Source organism: Chthonobacter albigriseus (assembly GCF_013839445.1).
GTDB classification, from domain to species: domain Bacteria; phylum Pseudomonadota; class Alphaproteobacteria; order Rhizobiales; family Pleomorphomonadaceae; genus Chthonobacter; species Chthonobacter albigriseus.
Genome location: NZ_JACDIT010000002.1, coordinates 250972 through 269914 on the forward strand (window position 1 = coordinate 250972; position 18943 = coordinate 269914).

General features: G+C 66.5%; 5 protein-coding genes. 4 read left to right on the plus strand and 1 reads right to left on the minus strand.

Going from position 1 to position 18943, the window contains the following annotated elements:
* Positions 1 to 81 precede the first annotated feature (81 nt).
* Complete coding sequence (locus HZ321_RS09355; protein WP_181702018.1) at positions 82 to 12366, minus strand: cadherin domain-containing protein; 12285 nt, start codon at positions 12364 to 12366, stop codon at positions 82 to 84.
* Between the two features lie 207 nt (positions 12367 to 12573).
* On the opposite strand from HZ321_RS09355, the gene HZ321_RS09360 reads away from it, so the two are divergent.
* The 4 genes from HZ321_RS09360 to HZ321_RS09375 all read left to right on the plus strand — a co-directional run bounded on the left by HZ321_RS09360 (position 12574) and on the right by HZ321_RS09375 (position 18909).
* Entirely contained in the window at positions 12574 to 14331 is a 1758-nt protein-coding gene (locus tag HZ321_RS09360; protein ID WP_181702019.1) for an ABC transporter transmembrane domain-containing protein, read from the plus strand.
* Complete coding sequence (locus HZ321_RS09365) at positions 14328 to 16532, plus strand: peptidase domain-containing ABC transporter (protein WP_181702020.1); 2205 nt, start codon at positions 14328 to 14330, stop codon at positions 16530 to 16532. Before HZ321_RS09360 ends, HZ321_RS09365 begins: the two co-directional genes overlap by 4 nt.
* A 49-nt stretch (positions 16533 to 16581) precedes the next feature.
* Positions 16582 to 17913: an HlyD family type I secretion periplasmic adaptor subunit gene (locus HZ321_RS09370; protein ID WP_181702021.1), complete on the plus strand. Its 1332-nt coding sequence runs from the start codon at positions 16582 to 16584 to the stop codon at positions 17911 to 17913.
* A 210-nt stretch (positions 17914 to 18123) separates the two neighbouring features.
* Positions 18124 to 18909 carry a sugar transferase gene (locus tag HZ321_RS09375; protein WP_181702022.1) on the plus strand — a complete coding sequence of 262 codons (786 nt, stop codon included), beginning with the start codon at positions 18124 to 18126 and terminating at the stop codon, positions 18907 to 18909.
* Positions 18910 to 18943: the final 34 nt, after the last annotated feature.

Here is an 18943-nt window from a genome sequence, read left to right on the forward strand (position 1 = left end):
GGGCCGGGGACGATAGAAGAGCGGCCGCCGGGCGACAAGGCGCGGCGGCCGTTCGAAAAGGCGAAACTGTTGATCCGTTGATCAGAAGGTGATGCGTTCCAGTTCGGTGAACTGGATGACCTGACCGTTTCCGAAGGCGACAAAACCGGAGGAGTCGGCCGAAAGATCAAGTTGGTTCGCCGTTTGGTTCGTCACCGAGCCGCTGTTCAGATGCAGCGTCCAGTCGCTCCCCGTGATCAGGCTGGTGTCGAGCCCGGTGTAGGCGCCCGCCCCGTCGATATCCAGCGTGTCGGTCCATCCGCCGCCAGCGCCGCCGGCGATCGTGTCGTTGCCGTCGCCATAGTAGAACATGAAGGAGTCGGTGCCGGAGCCACCGGCCATGCTATCCGCGCCAGAACCGCCGGTGAGGATGTCGTTGCCAGCGCCGCCGATGAGCTGGTCGTTGCCGGCGCCGGCGGAGATGGTGTCGTTGCCTGCGCCGCTGTTGAACCAGTTGGCGTTTCCGTCGCCGGTAATGCTGTCGTTACCGGAACCGGTCCACACCTCCTCGAAGTTCCAGATGGTGTCGGACCCCGTCGCCGCGCCCGTCGCGGTGCTGGTCGCCAGGTTGACTGTGACCCCGGCCGTATCGGCCGAGTAGTCCAGGATGTCGGTGCCGTTGCCGCCGTCGAGCGTGTCGTTGCCGCCGGTGTCGGAGACGATGTCGTTGTCGGCGCCGGCGTAGATCGTGTCGTTGCCGGTACCGGCGCTGATCGTGTCGTTTCCGGCGTCACCGGTCACGTAGTCCGCGCCCGATCCACCCAGAATGCTGTCGGCGCCGTCGCCGGCATAGAGGGTGTCGTCACCGGATCCGCCGGAGATCAGGTCGTCGCCGGCGTCGCCGGTGACGTAGTCGTTGCCCTGGTATCCGAAAATCGTGTCGTCGCCAGTGCCGCCGTAGAACGTGTCGTAGCCGGTGTAGCCGACCAGGAGATCATTGCCGTCGCCGCCGCTGACCGAGCTGTTTCCAGCGCCGGTGTAGGCGACGTCATTCCCGCCGGCGAGATCGCCGCTGTCCCCGCCGCCGTTGCCGATCGCGTATTCGGCGTTGTTGGTCGCGGTCCAGGTCTCGTGGGCGGAACTGCCGTAAAGGAAGGAGCTGATCGTGAACGAGCGGTCGGCGAACTGAAGCGTCTCGAAGCTGGTGAGCGCGGTCGTCTTCGCCACGCCGGTCGCCTCGTAGTCGGCCATGTCGGTGATCGTCATGGTCGTGCCGTTGTACGACAGCATGTACTGCGAGGCGTTTCCGCTCAGGACATAGGTGTCCGTGCCAGCACCGCCGGCCAGAGACGTTTCCGCAACGCTCGTTTCGGTGAAGGTGTCGTTGCCGCTGGTCAGCGTGTGGCTCTCGGCGACGTCGGTGAGGCTGATCGCGACGGCTTCCGAATAGGTATTGCCTGCGGAGTCCGTTACCTGCACCGTCACGCTGTCCGATGCATCGGCTTCGAAGTTCAGCGTCGCGCCGGCTTTGACGCGGATCTGGTTGCCGACGATCTCGTATTTGGCGCTATCGCCTCCGGTGATCGCATAGGTGAAGGTCTCACCCGCATCCGGATCGGTGGCGGACAGGGTGGCCACGACGGTCCCCGCCGCGCTGTTCTCGGCGACGGTGCCGCCGCTGGCGGAAAGGTCCGTCGGCGCCGCGTTCATCAAGGTCGCCGTCGTGCGGGTGCCGTTGGCGAACTGGAAGCTCTCGACGCCGCTGACGGTGTCCGTACCGTCGCTGCCGCCGTTCTTGTGGACGAAGGTGTAGGTGCCGGCGTTCAGGGTGATCGTGTAGTCGGCCCAGTTGCCCGAGAAGACCACCGTATCGGTCCCGTTGCCGCCGACGATGCTGTCGCTTCCGCTGCCACCGGTCAGCGTATCGTTTCCTTCACCACCGGTCAGTGTGTCGCTTCCACCGCCGCCGGCCAGGGCGTCATTGCCTGCCCCGCCGTCGATCACGTTGTTGCCGGCGTTGCCGGTGAAGGTGTCGGCGTATTCCGATCCGATCAGGTTCTCGATCGAGTTCATCTGATCCGTGCCGGATCCGCCGGTGGCTTGGTTGCCGCCGGCGCCGAGATCATACGTTACGCCACTCGCCGCATTCACGTAGGAGACGGTATCGGTTCCACCGCCGCCGAAGATGACTTCATTGCCGGATCCGGCCAGGATCGTGTCGTTGCCCGAACCAAGGTAGAAGGCGTCGTTGCCGCCTTTTCCGTCGACAAGGTTGTTGCCTCCCGTGTCGTCGAACTGATCATCTCCGGAGCTGCCGGTCAGCGTGTCGTTGCCGGACCCGGACACCACATGCTCAATCGAGAGCAGGCTGTCCGTGCCGATCGCCGCGCCGCTCGCCACGCCGGTGGAAAGGTTCACGGAAACCGCCGTGTTGTCGCCGCTGTAGTCGACGGTATCCCACCATCCGCCGCCGTTGAGAGTGTCGTTACCGCTGCCGCCAACCAGGACCTCGTTGCCTTCCCCGCCGACGATGCTGTCGTTCCCGGCGCCGCCATACAACGTGTCGCTGCCCGCGCTGCCGATTATCGTATCATCGCCATCGCCGCCGTCGACGGAGAGCTCCGTCGTTCCGGCGTCGGTGAAGCTGTCATTGCCGGCGGTGAGCACGATCGCCTCGGCCACGTCGGAGATCGTGATCGCCACCACTTCCGAATAGGTCGCGCCGTTGGCGTCCGTCACCTCAATCGTCACGCTGTCCGTCGCGTCCGTCTCATAGTCGAGCGTCGCGCCGGCCTTGACGCGGATCTCGTTGCCGACGATCTCGTACTTGACGCTGTCGCCGCCGGTGATGGCGTAGGTGAAGCTGTCGCCGGCGTTGGCGTCCGTCGTCGACAAGGTCGCGACCACGGTACCGGCCGCAGCGTTCTCGGCCACACTGCCGCCGGACGCCGCGATGTCGGTCGGCGCCGCGTTCAACAGGCTCGCCGCCGCGACCGTGCGGTCGGCGAACTGGAAGTTCTCGACGTTGTTCACCGTGTCGGTGCCGTCCGCGCCGCCGTTCTTGTGGACCAGCGTATAGGTCCCGCCGCTCTCCGTGATCGTGTAGTCGGCCCAGCTGCCCGAGAACACCGCGGTGTCGGTGTGGGCGCCGCCGTCGATGCTGTCGTCGCCGGCGCCGCCCGTCAGCGTATCGTCGGCGGTGCCGCCGAGGAGCGTGTCGTTGCCGCCGCGTCCGTCCAGCACGTCGTTGCCGGCATAGCCGTCCAGCAGGTTGTCGCCGCTGCCGCCGGAGATGGTGTCGCCGTGAAGCGACCCGACGACATTCTCGATCCCGGAGAGCACGTCGCCGAACGCATGCGACGTACCCCAGCCGCCGCCGCTGCCGGACTGCAGATCGACCGCGATCTCCCGGTTCGAGTTGGCGTAGGAGACGGTGTCGATGCCGTCGCCGCCGATCAGCGTGTCGGCCCCCTGGCTGCCGACGAGCGTGTCGTTGCCTGAGCCGCCGTCCAGCGAGTCGGCCGCCGCGTCGTCCACCTTGACGGTGTCGTAGTCGCCGGGCTTGCCGCTGTAGAGGATATCGTCGCCGTCGCCGCCGAAGAGCCGATCGGCTCCGTCGCCGCCGACCAGGCTGTCGTTGACCGCCGAGCCGGTGATCGTGTCGTTGCCGGCGCCGCCATCCACAGACAGCTCCGTGACGCCGCTGTCGGTGAAGCTGTCGCTACCGGCGGTGAGGACCACCGCTTCCGAGACGTCGGTGACTGTGATCGACACCGTCTCGGAGTAGGTCGCGCCGCTGGCGTCGGTGACCTGGACCGTGACGCTGTCCGCGGCATCGGCCTCATAGTCGAGCGAAACGCCGGCCTTCAGGCGGATCTCGTTGCCGACGATCTCGTACCGGGCCGCATCGCCGCCCGTGATGGCATAGGTGAAGGTATCGCCGGCATTGCCGTCGACGGCGGAAAGCGTCGCCACCACGGTGCCCGCTGCCGCAGTCTCAATCACCGTTCCGCCGGTTGCGACGAGATCCGTCGGCGCGATGTTGAGGAGATCAGCCGCTGCGACCGTGCGGTCGGCGAACTGGAAGCTCTCGACATTCGAAACCGAGTCCGTGCCGTCCGGTGATCCGCCACGACGATCTACGATCGTGTAGCTGCCATCTGGGTTTGCCGTGACGGCATAGTCCGCCCAGTTGCCGGAGAAGACGGCCGTGTCGGTGCCCGTCCCGCCGTCGATGGTGTCATTGCCGGCGCGGCCCTGGAGGGTGTCGTTGCCGCTCCCGCCCGAAAGCCGGTTTGCACCAGCGTCGCCACGGAGCGTGTCGTTGAAGTTGGAGCCTACGAGGTTCTCGACATTGGTGACGATCAAGCCGCCAACCTGGTTGTTGTTCTGGAGGGTGGAAACCGAAAGGTCCACGCTGACGCCGACGTGAGACAAGGTCGACCAGTCTAGCGTGTCGATTCCGGCTCCGCCGTCGATGGTGTCCGTCAGGACCGCCTGGTTGGAGGCGTTACGGGCAGTGCTGCCGTGGAAGATGTTGTCGCCGTCGTTTCCGATCAGTTGGTCGGCATAGTTCGAGCCCCGGACGTTCTCGATGCTGATCAGTGATTGGAGCGAGCCGTCCGCCAGGATCGCTTGTCCTGTCTGAAGATTGACGACAGTACCAGGCGTCCCGACCATGCCGAGCGTGAACCAATCGCTGCCGTCGCCGCCGTCGATGGTATCGGCGCCGCTGGACGAACCGATGTAGTCATCACCCGCCCCGCCCTGGACGAGGTTGCTGCCGGTGTCGCCCCGAAGCGAGTCGCCGTAGGCGGAGCCGATCAGGTTTTCGAAGCCGGAGACCGTGATGCTTCCGACGCCCGCCGACGCCGACATCCAACCGGAGAATGCGCTCGTGTCCTGAGCCGCCGTCGTAGCGATGCTGACGACGACCCCGTTGGACGCGGACGCGAACGAGAGCGTGTCGGTCCCGCTTCCGCCGACAAGCGTGTCGTCTCCGCCAGCGCCGTCGACCGTGTCGTCCCCCGCCCCGGCATCGATGACGTTTGCGGCGCCGCTGCCCAGAAGGCTGTCCGAGCCGGACCCGCCGACTATGTTCTCGAACCCGCTCGCGGTGACTGCGCCGAAGTCCGAGCCTGTGTTCTGGGCGCTGCCATCGGAAAGGTCGAACGTCAGCGCGGACGATGCTGCCGCGAAGCTGATCGTGTCCGTGTCGGCACCGCCGTCCAGCGTATCTCCGCCGGCTGTCGCCACGATGCTGTCATTCCCGGCCCCGCCGAGAATCATGTTCGCACCCGCTCCGCCGGATATCGTGTCGTCTCCCGCCAAGCCGTCGATGGAGAGTTCGGCCACGCCGGTATCGACGAAGCTGTCGTTGCCCGCTGTAAGGACCAGGGCCTCGCCGACGTCGCTGACGGAGATCGTGAAGGTCTGCGTCGTGGTGTTGACTCCGTCGGAGACCTCAACGGTCACGCTGTGGCTGGTTGCCTGTTCAGCGTCGATCAAGGCCGCGTCGGAAACTGTGATCTTTCCGGTCGCAGGGTCGATCGCGAAGCGGCCCCCGGCATTGTCCAAAAGCGTGTAGGCGAAGCTCGAGCCCTCATCGGGATCGACGGTCGTCACCTTGCCCACCACGGTTCCGTTGGCGGCGTTCTCTGCCACGGTGTCCGCCGAGAGCGCCATCGTCGAGGGCGCTTCGTTGAGGTTGGTGACGGCGATGTCGAACGTCTGCGAGACCGAAAGGCCGGCCGAATCCGTGCCCGTGACGGTGACCTGCACCAAGGCTCCCGCTTCGAAGTCGAGGACGATGCCGTCCTTGAGCTTCAACGCCTGGCCGACCACCTCGAACCGGGAGTCCGAAACGGTGAAGGTTGCGCTGTCGCCTGCGTCCGGATCCACGATCGACAGCGTCCCGACCGCAGCCCCGGCCTCGCCCTCAGCGATGACGGCATCGTAAACGCTGTCGGCCGTCGGGGCGGACGAGGTGTCGAAGGCGATCTCACCGGTCCACGGCATGATCTGCTGGGAATAGCCTGGCCAGACCGTTCCGGACTCCCCGATGTAGGTGCCGGAGGAAATGGACAAGCCGTTCACCTCCACCCCACCCACGATCAGGTTCCGATCGCCGTGCTCCGGAGTGTAGGCATCGTTGATGAAACGCACCGAAACGGACGAGGGAACAGGCCCGTCCAGCGCGAGGCTGATCGTCTGCATCCGCGTCGCGGGATCCTGGTCCTCGAACGGGACCTCGGTCGCCCAGGATACCGTTCCCGACGCGACCACGACGCCATCCACGACGATCTCGTAAGCCGGTGGCGCAACTTCGTCGGCGGTATCGCCGCCCCACTCGCCACCGATCGTCACATTGATGACGTTGGGCATCGAAGCGTCGGTGAGACCGATCCCGATCGGAGCCTCGTTCACGTCGCTGACGGCGACCGTGAACGCTTGGCTGGCGGTGGAGCCGTCGGCGGAGGTGGCGGTGACGGTAAGGCCAATGGAGGCTTCCGTCTCGGCGTCGAAACTTGCGCCGGCCGCGACGCGGACGACGCCATCGGCGCCGACGGTGAAGCGGTTGTCGGAGACGGTGTAGCTCACCGCGTTCGTGGTTGCGTCCGCGTCGCTGGCGAAGGCGGTGATGCCGACCGCGGTGCCGGCGGTGGCGGCCTCGGTGATCGTGTTCGCGGTGGCGTCGGTGTCGGCGGGGGCGGAAACGTCGGATTCGTCGACGTCCGAGATAGCGACCGTAAAGGACTGGCTCGCCTGCGAGCCGTCCGCGGATGTCGCGGTGACGGTGAGGGCGATGGAGGCTTCCGTCTCGGCGTCGAAGCTGGCGCCGGCAGCGACGCGAACCACGCCGTCGGCGCCGACGGTGAAGCGGCTGTCGGAGACGGTGTAGCTGACGGTGTTCGACGTGGCGTCCGCGTCGCTTGCGAAGGCGGTGATGCCGACGGCGGTGCCGGCGGCGGCGGCCTCGCTGATCGTGTTCGCGGTGGCGTCGGTGTCGACGGGGGCGGTGACGTCGGATTCGTCGACGTCGGAGACGGCGACGGTGAAGGACTGGCTCGCCTGCGATCCGTCGGCAGAGGTGGCGGTGACGGTGAGGCTGATGCTGCCTTCCGTCTCCGCGTCGAAGCTGGCGCCGGCCGCGACGCGGACGATGCCGTCGGCGCCGACGGTGAAGCGGCTGTCGGAGACAGTGTAGCTCACCGTGTTGGTGGTCGCATCCGCGTCTGTGGCAAAGGCGGTGATGCCGACGGCGGTGCCGGCGGTGGCGGCTTCGGTGATCGTGTTCGCCGCGGCGTCGGTGTCGACGGGAGCAGTGACGTCGGACTCGTCGATATCGGAAACCGTGATCGCGATCGTTTCCGTGTAGGTCGCGCCGTTGGCGTCCGTCACCTCGATCGTGACGCTGTCGGAAACGTCCGTCTCATAGTCGAGACCGGCACCCGCCTTCACGCGGATCTCGTTGCCGACGATCTCGTATTTAGCGCTGTCGCCGCCGGTGATCGCATAGGTGAACAGATCGCCGGCGTTGGCGTCTATCGTCGACAGGGTCGCGACCACCGTACCCGGCGCGGCGTCCTCGGCCACCGTGCCGCCGGCGGCAGTAATGTCCGTCGGCGCGACATTGAGGAGGTCGGCTCGTGCCACGGTCCGATCTGCGAACCTGAACTGATCGACCTGCCGAACCAGATCGGTGCCGTCCGGAGATCCGGGCCGCAGATCGGTGATCGTGTAGTGCGTCACTCCCGCTACCACGGCGGCCGAGATCGCATAATCGGACCAGTTGCCGGTGAAGACCGCCACGTCGGTGCCTGCGCCGCCGTCGAGGGAGTCGTTACCCGCACCGCCGGTGAGGGTGTCGTTGCCGGACTCTCCCAAAAGAAGGTCGGCACCGGCTCCACCGGAAAGGCTGTCGCTACCCAGGCCGCCGGCCAGGAAATCGTCGGAAGAAGCACCCGTCAGCCGATCCGCAAAATCGGAACCGAGCAATGCTTCGAATTCGGATGCCGTCACGGATCCCAGATTGGTGCCGGTCGCCTGTGCCGCCGTTGACGAGAGGTCGAAAGTCACGCCGGATTGGGCAAGTGAGAAGTCGAGAGAGTCCGAGCCGGATCCGCCCGACAGGGTGTCCCCGCCGGCCGTGACCACGACAGTATCGTCGCCGGCGTTCGTGGAGATGACCTCGGCATCGGACGAGCCTGTCACGATGTCGTAGCCCGATCCCGTCGCAACCATTTCGAACCCGGTGATCGAACCCTCCGAGAGTTCGCCGTCGACCGAAACCGAACCGGCCGTGAGGTCGACGTCCAGGTCGTTGGTCAAGCCGGAGAGGTCGAGAAGATCGATTCCATCGCCGCCAACCACGGTGTCATTGCCATCGAAGCCAAGGACCGTGTCGTTCCCCGCGCCACCGACCAGACTATCGCTGCCCTCGCCCCCGACGATCAGGTCATCGCCGTCGCCGCCGATGAGATAATCCGCGCCCGTTCCGCCGGTCAGCGTGTCGTCCCCCGCGCCGCCGTCGACCGAAACCTCGGTAACGCCGGATTCCGCAAAGCTGTCATTGCCTGCGGTGAGCGTGAGGTGTTCCGCGACGTCGGTCACCGCCAAGGTGAATGCCTGGCTCGCCTGCGAACTGTCAGCAGAGGTGGCGGTGACGGTAAGGCCGATCGAGGTCTCCGTCTCGGCGTCAAAACTTGCGCCGGCCGCAACGCGGACCACGCCGTCCGAGCCGACGGTGAAGCGGTTGTCGGAGACGGTGTAGCTGACCGCGTTCGTGGTCGCATCCGCGTCGCTGGCGAAGGCGGTGATGCCGACCGCGGTGCCGGCGGTGGCGGCCTCGGTGATCGTGTTCGCGGTGGCGTCGGTGTCGGCGGGGGCGGAAACGTCGGATTCGTCGACGTCCGAGATAGCGACCGTAAAGGACTGGCTCGCCTGCGAGCCGTCCGCGGATGTCGCGGTGACGGTGAGGGCGATGGAGGCTTCCGTCTCGGCGTCGAAGCTGGCGCCGGCAGCGACGCGAACCACGCCGTCGGCGCCGACGGTGAAGCGGCTGTCGGAGACGGTGTAGCTGACGGTGTTCGACGTGGCGTCCGCGTCGCTTGCGAAGGCGGTGATGCCGACGGCGGTGCCGGCGGCGGCGGCCTCGCTGATCGTGTTCGCGGTGGCGTCGGTGTCGACGGGGGCGGTGACGTCGGATTCGTCGATGTCGGTGAGAGTGATCGCCACCGTCTCCGTGTAGGTGGCGCCGCTGGCGTCGGTGACCTGGACCGTGACGCTGTCGGCAGCGTCCGTCTCCGCGTCGAGGGCCGCGCCGGCCTTGACGCGGATCTGGTTGCCGACGATCTCGTATCTGGCCGTGTCCCCGCCGATGATGGCGTAGGTGAAGCTGTCGCCGGCGTTGGCGTCGGTCGCCGACAGGGTGGCGACCACGGCGCCGGCCGCGGCGTTCTCGGCGATGGTGCCGCCGGTGGCGGTCAAGTCGGTCGGGCCGACGTTCAAGATCTGCGCCGCAGCGAGCGTCCGGTCGGCGAATTGGAAGTTCTCGACGTTCGTCACCGTGTCGGTGCCGTTGGGGCCGCCGTTCTTGTGGGCGATCGTGTAGGTGCTGCCGTTCTTGCTGATCGTATAGTCGGCCCAATTGCCGGAGAGGACGACTGTGTCGGTCCCGCCGCCGCCGTCGATCGTGTCATTGCCCGCGCCACCGGTAATGGTGTCCGCACCGCTCGAGCCGGTCAACGCGTCGCTGCCCGCGCCGCCGAGGATTCTTTCAAAGCCCGATGCGGTGATGGTGCCGAAATCGGAACCTGTCGCCTGCGCCACGGTGACTGCGGCGCTGAACGTCACGCCCTGTGTGGCTTGCGAGAAGTCGATCAGGTCGATGTTGCCGCCGCCGACCAGAGTGTCGCCTCCGGCGCTCGCAACAATCGTATCGTTGCCCCAGCCGCCGTCCAGCATGTTGGCATCGCTGTTGCCGATCAGAACGTCGCCAAAGAGGTTCGAACCGGTGACCCATTCGATGTCATTGAGTTGGTCGCCCTCAGCAAAGCCGCCACTGCCGAGGCCGGTCGCGAGGTTCACAGTGACCGCGCCGGTCGAGTAGAAGTAGTTGGCGCGGTCGAAACCGCTACCACCGTCGATCTGGTCCGCCCCGAGTGATGCGTCGATGCGGTCGTTGCCAGCACCTGCAGACACGACTTTGGCCGCGGTGTCGGCCATCGAGGTCGCATCGTTCCAGGTCGCTGCCGCAATCGTGTCGTTGCCGTCGCCACCGATCAGGGTGTCGGCGCCGCCCATCCCGTCGATCTTCGCACCTTCGTTGTGTGCGATGAGAATGTCGGCATGACGGGATCCGCCAACGTTCTCGATCCCTGCATAAAGGTCGCCTTCGGCGTCTCCTCCACTGCCCGTGCCGGTCAGGAGATTGACCTGGACACCGGTCGTGGAATTGTCGTGATTGACCTTGTCTCGGTCACCGTTGCCGTAGAAGGTCTGGGCAGATGAATCGGCCATCAGCACTTCACCAGCCCACGTACCGAGCGCCAGCGTGCTTACGGCAATGGACCGGTCCGCGAACTGAAACGTCGTCACATTGGAGACGGTATCCGTCCCGTCAGGCGAGCCGGAACGCATGTCGGTGACGGTGTAGGTCGTCACCCCGCCCGAGACCGTGGCCGTGATCTCGTATTCGTCGTAAGCACCGCTGAATATCGCGGTGTCCTCGCCGTCCCCGCCGTCGATGGCATCTGCTCCAGCCCCACCCATCAGGCTGTCCGCGCCCTCACCGCCTGAGAGGCTGTCGTTTCCGTCGCCACCGATCAGGCTGTCCGCGCCGGTACCACCGGTCAGCGTGTCATGGCCCGCCCCGCCGTCGACGGATAGCTCGGTGACGCCGTCCTCGTTGAAGACGTCATCGCCGGCCGTCAGCACAACAAGCTCGGCCACGTCGGATATGGCGAGGGTGAAGGACTGGCTCGCCTGCGAGCCGTCGGCCGATGTCGCCGTCACGGTGAGACCGATCGAAGCTTCCGTCTCGGCGTCGAAACTTGCGCCGGCCGCGACTCGGACGACGCCATCGGCGCCGACGGTGAAGCGGTTGTCGGAGACGGTGTAGCTGACCGCGTTCGTGGTTGCGTCCGCGTCGCTGGCGAAGGCGGTGATGCCGACCGCCGTGCCGGCGGTGGCGGCCTCGGTGATCGTGTTCGCTGCGGCGTCGGTGTCGACGGGGGCGGAGACGTCGGATTCGTCGATGTCGGAGACAGCGATGGTGAAGGCCTGGCTCGCCTGCGACCCGTCCGCCGAGGTCGCCGTTACGGTGAGACCGATGGAGGCTTCCGTCTCGGCGTCGAAGCTGGCGCCGGCGGCAATGCGCACCACGCCGTCCGCACCAACGGTGAAGCGGCTGTCGGAGACGGTGTAGCTGACCGCATTCGTCGTGGCGTCGGCGTCCGAGGCAAAGGCGGTGATGCCGACGGCGGTGCCGGCGGGGGCCGCTTCGGTGATCGTGTTCACTGCGGCGTCGGTGTCGACCGGGGCGGTGACATCGGCCTCGTCGACGTCGGAGACGGCGATGGTGACGGTGCGCGTGACGGTTTCGCCGAGGCTGTTCGTGGCGGTGATGGTCAGGGCGAGGGACGCGGTGGTCTCGGCGTCCAGCGTCACGTTCGGCCTGACGACCAGTTGGTCGCCGGCGACCGCAAAGAACTGCGCGCCGGGACCGGAGAGGGTGAAGCTCATCGGGCCGGTGACGGCGGGATCGCCGAGCGTGCCGATCACCGTTCCCGGCGCGATGTCCTCGGCCACGGTGGCGCCGGAAAAGCCCACGGCCGGGCTGTCGACGGGGGCTTCGCCCTTTGCTTCCGACGGCGGCGCTTCGGCAGGGGCGGCTTCGGACCGGGCGGCCTCGGTCTCTTCGGAAACATCAGGCTGCGCTGCTGCTTCCCGCTCGGCCGGCGCCGGCGCGGTCTCAGGTCTGATGTCGTCGGCCAGAACCTCGGGGGGTTGCGCGAGAATGCGCGGCGGCGTCGGAAGCGCGGTGTCCTGCGGTTCGGCCGAAGGGGTCGCGCGCGCGGGACGAGCGGGTTCGCCTTGCCGCCCGCCGTCGTCAGCAACGGTCTCGCCGGCCGACTCGGTGCCGCCGGCGCTCCTCGGCACAGAATCGACCTGCCCGGTGCCGTCGGCATCGATCAGCAGCGCCTCCTCCTCGTGAGGCAGCGCCACGTGCGACATTACACCGTCGGTGCGCTCCGAGGGCGCGGAGGAAGCAAGAAACGCCTGGATCTTGGCCAGTTTCTGGAGGGCCGCACTGACGGCGTCGTCGGTCTGCGGTGCCGTTTCCAACAGGCTCCGGCTCGCTGCGCTCCGGCCTTCTTCCGCCATGACCCACCCACTCTTCCCACACGTGTCGAACTTGATGAAACTGACGAGCAGCCTGTTCGAAACTCCTGACGAAAATACCTCCACTTTTAGTCAACTCGTGATGGCAGGCCGACTGCCTCCCGGAATAGTTAAGCGCTTCTTTAAGGCTTAGTCCTAGATTTGCCGCAGCAATCGTCTGAACCAGAGGTAGATCTGCGAGTGTCAATAGTGGGGATCCCCAACCGCCCGAACGACCCGGCTCGATTCGGCCGCCGGTCCGTGGCCGGCCAGACGACGGTGATCCGCCGCGTGATCCGGCTCGTGCGGGACACGGTGAGCGGGCTTTCGCCCGTGGTGATCCTGGGTTCGATCGCTGTCAACCTGCTCAGCCTGGTGCTTCCCCTCGCCACCCTGCAGATCTACGACCGGATCATCCCGCAACGCGCGCTCGACACGCTGTCGCTGCTGCTGATCGGGGTGGTTGTGGTTGCAGCCTGTGAAAGCGTGCTTCGGATCGCCCGGACGAACCTGATCACCTGGTCGGCCACACAACTCGCCTGGAAGGTCCAGTCGGAAGCGCTCGGCCGCATTCTCGCGGCACCGCAGGCCTGGGTCGATTCCGAACCGCCGAGCCGGATCCTGGAGCGGCTACAGGCGCTTACCGCGGTGAGCGAATGGCAGGCGAGCCCGTCGCGGCTGGTGCTCGTCGACCTGCCCTTCGTGCCGATCTATCTCATCGTGCTCGGGGTGGTGGGACATTGGCTGGTGCTGGTGCCGATCGTGCTGTTCGTCCTGCTCGGGTCGATCGGCGCATCGCGCGGCTCCCAACTTCGGCGTGTGGTGGAGGCGCGGTCGTTCGAGGATCTGAAGATCCGCGACTTCCTGATCGAGACGCTGACCGGTATCGGCACCATCAAGGCGCACGCGATGGAACCGCAGATGGTGCGGCGATTCGAGCGGCTTCAGGAAACCGCCGCCCGCTGCACCAGCGAGACAATTCGGATCAGCGACGACGCCCAGTCGTTCGCATCGCTGTCGTCGACGCTGACGCAGGTCGTCATGGTGTCGATCGGGGCGGTTCTGGCCATCACCGACGGCCTCAGCATCGGCACGCTCGCCTGCTGCACCATGCTGGCGGGGTGGTCGCTCCAGCCGCTGCTGCGAGCGGTGTCGCTGCTTTCCGAGCTTCAGAGCCTGATGGTCGCAGAGGGCAAGGCCGAACCGCTGATCTCGCTGCCGGCCGTCCGACCGCGGATAACGCCTCTGCCGCTGCGCCGCGAGCCTGCGGCGGTGAGCTTCAGGGCGGTGAGCCTCAATCGGATGCGGCCGGGCGCCTCGCCACTCGGGATCGAGCAATTCGACTTCAATCCCGGCGAGATCGTCGCGCTGACCGGGCCGGACGGCAGCGGGAAGTCGACGCTGGCCGAACTCGCCGCCGGCATGCTGCTGCCCGACAGCGGACAGATCCTGCTCGACGGGGAGGACATCCATCTCGACCCGGAGCGCCTCGTCACCCGGGTGGCCTTCGTTACCCAGCGGCAGGCGACGGTCCGCGGGACGGTTCTTGAGAACATCACGATGTTTCGGCCGGACGCCACCGACGTCGCCCTGGAATCATGCCGGCTGATCGGTCTGGAGCGGGACATCAACCTGCTGCCGTTCGGCTATGAATCGCGCATGGCGGACGGTATCGGCGAACAGTTCTCCGGCGGCTTCCTGCAGAGGGTGGCCATCGCACGGGCGATCGCCCGGCGTCCGGGATTCCTCATCCTCGACGAGGTGAACACCAGTCTGGACATGGCCGCCGATCGCGCGCTTGCCGCAGGGCTCGCGCAGTTGCGTGGCACGACGACAATCCTGCTCGTCACCAACCGGCCGTCGATGGCGTCGATCGCCGACCGCTTGGTGACGATGGACCACGGGCGGATCGCCAAGGTGACGGCCAGCGATGCGGCGCGTCCGGTCGCGGCGGGGGTCGGCGCATGACCGACTTCCAGTTTACACTACCCGGACCGGCCGCTGCGGCCGAGAATGCGGTGTTGGCGTCGCGCCGGCGGATCACAGAGGCGTTCGCCAACCGAAACGCCGAGGCGAAGGCGCCGGGCACGGATGAGGAGGCCTGCCTGGCGGTGCTTCTCGACGCGCTGGGTTGGAACGGAGCGCCCCGGCACGTTTTCGAGGCGATGCCACACCTGGAGGCGATCCAGGACCTCCCGGCGTTGCGGGCCGTTCTGCTACGGCTCGGCATCCGGACCGAGACGCTTTCCGGCAACGCGGCGCACCTGGCTGGGCAGTCGCTGCCCTGCCTGCTTGTTAGCGCAACGGGACGGCTCGGCGTAGTGCTGAGCGAGACCGAGGATGGCGGGTTCCTGTGTTTCGATGGAGCGACCCGAGCGTCGCGCGCCGTGCCGCGAGCGCAGCTGACGGGCACGGTCCTGCGGCCGATGAGGACTTCGGGCGAGGCCGACCCCGCTCCAGGACGGTCGCTCGACTGGGTGACAGCCCAGATCATCGGCATGCGCGGACGGCTGAAGGCGATCGCGCTGCTGTCGCTGGGGATCAACCTGCTGGTTCCGATGACGACCCTCTTCGTCATGACCGTCTACGACAAGGCGATCGGCACGCTGTCGCTCGACACGCTGGCCTTCCTGCTGGCCGGCATCTGCGTGGCGCTGGCATTGGAACATCGGATGCGCGGGGTCCGCGCCGAGCGGCTGGCCGATCTGGGCGGCCGGATCGATGCGGCGATAGCCATCAACGTCTTCTCCAAGCTACTCCACCTGCCCATCGCCATGACGGAGTCGGCCGGCCTCGGGCCGCAGCTGGCGCGCTTCCGGCAGTTCGAGATCGGCCGCGAGCTGTTCCAGGGCCGTCTTGCGTCGGCGATCCTGGACCTTCCGTTCACGCTGATCTTCTTCGCCCTGATCTTCACGCTCGGCGGGAGCCTTGGCTTCGTGCCGGTTGCGCTGGCGCTGGTGGTCGGCAGCATCGCAGCGCTGTCGTCGCCGGTTGTCGCCACACGCAACAAGCTGGCCGGCGACGCGAAGGTCAGGTCCGATGCCCTGTCCGTGGAGATCGCCACCAAGTTGCGGGCGATCCGTGAGGCTGGCGCGTCGCAGATGTGGTTGAAGCGGGCCGAGGCGGCCTATGCGGCCTACGTGGTCCAGCGATACCATGCCAACAGCGCGAGCGCGCTGCTGCAGACCGCGTCGCAGGCCTGCGTTTCGATCTCCGGGGCGGGATTGCTCGGCCTTGGAGCGTGGCGGGCCATGGAAGGCGAGCTGTCCGTCGGAGCGCTGGTGGCGATCATGGCGGTGGCCTGGCGTGTGCTGTCGCCGATCCAGGAAGTGCTGCTTTCGCTGCACAGACTGGCGCAACTGCGCTCGACGATCCGGCAGATCGACCAATTGATGAAGATGAAGCCGGAACGCGAGCCGACGCTGGTGCCGACCATCCGCCGAGAATTCGCCGGGGCGATCTCGGTAAGCGGCGTCGGGTTTCGTTATCCGATGCGGCAGGACCTGTCGCTGCGCGGAATGTCGTTCGATCTGAAGGCCGGCGAGTTCGTCGCCATCACCGGTCCGAGCGGATCGGGCAAGAGCACCCTGCTTCGGCTTCTGGTCGGACTGCACCAGCCGCAGGCCGGGAGCATCCGGTTCGACGGCCTCGACCTGCGGCAGCTCGAACTGGGCGACGTGCGCCGCAGCATCGGCTACCTGCCTCAGGACTCGATGCTGTTTCACGGAACGGTGGCGCAGAACGTGCGGCTGGCAGCGCCGGAGGCGACCGATTCGGAGATCCTGTCGACGCTGCGCCAGCTGGATCTGCCCTTCCCGCATCCGATGTTCCCGGAAGGCCTTTCGACCCGGGTCAACGCCGAAATGAAGGAGCAGCTTTCCCTGTCGATCATCCAGCGCCTGCTGCTGGCGCGGGTGCTGGTGGCCGAGCGTCCGATCCTGTTTCTGGACGAGCCCGCCAACTACCTGGACCGCACCGGCGACGAGGCGTTCCAGAAGCTGCTGCTCGACCGGCGCGGAACCAGCACCGTGCTGATGGTGACAGCGCGCCCGAGCCACATGCGGCTCTGCGACCGCGTCTGCTACATCAACGACGGGACGATGGTCGCTTCCGGCACGCCGGCCGAGATGGTTCCGCGGATCCTTGCCGCCAGCGCGAGGACCGCATGATGGATCGCGCCCTCGCTCTGGCCGCAACTGACGTCGGGAGGTTCGCCCGATGAACCTTTCCAGTTGGGTCGGCAAGGCGGCCGAAGCCAATCCGTTGGCCTTCACGACACCGATCGAACTCGACGACGGTCCGACGGGCCGGCGCAGCTACCGCGTGCTCGCTTTCGGTTCGATGCTGGTGGTGGCCGGCATCGTATGGGCGACGCTGACGCCGATCCGGGAACTGGCGGTTGCCGGCGGTCAGATCATGCCGGAAGGCCAGATCCGGGTGCTGCAACACCTGGAAGGCGGTGTGGTCGCCGAGATCCTGGTGCGGCCGGGAATGTCGGTGAAAGCCGGCGATCCGCTGGTGAAGCTGGCGCCAGCCGCGGTGGTGGCCGACTACGGTCAGCTCCGCTCGCGCATCTTCGATCTCGGGTTGCAGCGCGCGCGTCTGAAGGCACTGCTCGACGGCAAGCCGTTCGCGACCGCGGCAGCCGATGCCGGCAGCGTTCTCGATGCGGAACGCAGCGTGTTCGCGGCCCGGCAGGTGAAAGCCGAGGCGGACCGGCTGCTCTATACGAGCAAACTGCAGCAGCAGCGGGAAGAGGTGCTGGCATTGGAGACCGAGGTCGCCGGCCTGCAGGGGCTGGTGCGGGTCCAGCAGGAACAGGTGGAGATCCGCGGCAAGCTGCTGCCGAAGGGTCTGACCTCCAAGCGCGACTACCTGGAAGCCGAAGCAGCGTTCCAGCAGGCGCAGATCCAGGCGGCGAGCGCGGCGGGCAGGCTCGCCAAAGCCCGCGAGGCGGTTGCCGAAGCGGAGCATATGCTGGCCGGGGCGGAAGCGGAGACGCGGCGGATCTGGTCGGAGGAACTCGCCAAGGTGGAGAGCGAACTCGCCGAGATGGCGAGCGCGATCGAGAAGCAGGCGGACCGCGCGGCGCGGCTGGTGGTCCGCTCGCCGGTGGACGGCGAGGTGCTGGAGTTGATGCCGACCTCGGTGGGCGACGTTATTCCCGCCGGACAGCCGATCGGCAAGGTGGTGCCGTCCGGGACGACGCTGCTGGCGGAGGTGCAGATCAAGCCGGAGGACATCGGGCACGTCCTGGTGGGCGACGAAGCCGAGATCCGGGTGACGACTTTCGACCCGAACGTCTACGGCCGGCTGACCGGGCGGGTGACCGACATCTCGCAATCGACCCTGCAGACCCCTGACGGGGTGCTCTACTATCGGGCGAAGCTGTCGCTGGATGCCGATGTTCTGGGAGATTCGGCCCATCCCAGGCCGCTGAAGGCCGGCATGGTGGTTCAGGCGCAGATCGTGACCGGCGAGAAATCGCTGATGCGCTATCTGCTGAAGCCGATCTATCGGACATTCGGCTTGGCGTTCAGCGAGCGCTGAGGCTTCGGCCCAGTCCGACTTTCAATCCGATTCTGGATATTTGTCGGACACGAGCAACTTCGCCACTTGCGTAAACGGGCAGAAAACCTTAACAATCTGTTACTTGCGAGGCAGCTATTTCGCTGCTTCCGGCTTTAGTCGGGAATAGCCACCCCAAGTCCGTCGTTTTCTCGACGATCGTATTTTTAAAATCTTTGTATCGGGGTCGTTATGCGAATCGATACCAACGAAGAGCTTCTCGTCGCGTCTGGCGCCGTTGGCAGTCTCAAGGATCTCCATGATCATTCGACGGTAGGCGCATTGAAACGCGTCTATCAATCGGCGGCATCCGGGGTGGTTCCGCAGCCGCGCCGCCGGGGTTTCGGCGGTCAGAGCCGGCGGCCGATCGGGGTTCCGCCGGGGGTTTCCAAACGAGCGTTCGATTTCGCCGCCGCCCTGATCGGGCTGGTTGCCCTGCTGCCTCTGCTACTTCTGATTGCAGCAACGATCAAGCTGACGAGCCGGGGGCCGGTGTTCTTCCGCCAGAAGCGGATCGGATACCAGAATCAGCTGTTCGAAATCTACAAGTTCCGGACGATGTACTTGGAGCGCTGCGACGCCAGCGGGGTTGCGCAGACGACGGATTCCGACCCCCGGGTGACCCCGTTCGGGCGCTTCCTGCGGCGGCTGAGCCTCGACGAACTGCCACAGCTGCTCAACGTGGTGAAGGGCGACATGTCGCTGGTGGGACCGCGGCCGCACGTGCCGGGGATGCTGGCGGCGGGCGTGCTCTATGAGGAACTGGTGCCCGACTACTTCGACCGCCACACGGTCCGGCCGGGCCTTACCGGGCTTGCCCAGGTCAACGGTTTCCGCGGCCCGACGACAAACCGGGACATGGCGATCGGCCGTATCGAGAAGGATCTCGAGTACGTTCGAAATGCCGGATTGCTCAAAGATATCAAAATCATCGCGATCACGCTGGTGCGTGAACTGAAGGGCGGCTCGGGGCACTGAGCCGACTTCCACCCGCACCCGAACCGCGAGACGA

Coding starts and splice junctions, on each gene's coding strand:
- HZ321_RS09375 (WP_181702022.1), top strand. CDS start 18,124: ATGCGAATCGATACCAACGAAGAGCTTCTCGTCGCGTCTGGCGCCGTT.
- HZ321_RS09355 (WP_181702018.1), bottom strand. CDS start 12,366: ATGGCGGAAGAAGGCCGGAGCGCAGCGAGCCGGAGCCTGTTGGAAACG.
- HZ321_RS09365 (WP_181702020.1), top strand. CDS start 14,328: ATGACCGACTTCCAGTTTACACTACCCGGACCGGCCGCTGCGGCCGAG.
- HZ321_RS09370 (WP_181702021.1), top strand. CDS start 16,582: ATGAACCTTTCCAGTTGGGTCGGCAAGGCGGCCGAAGCCAATCCGTTG.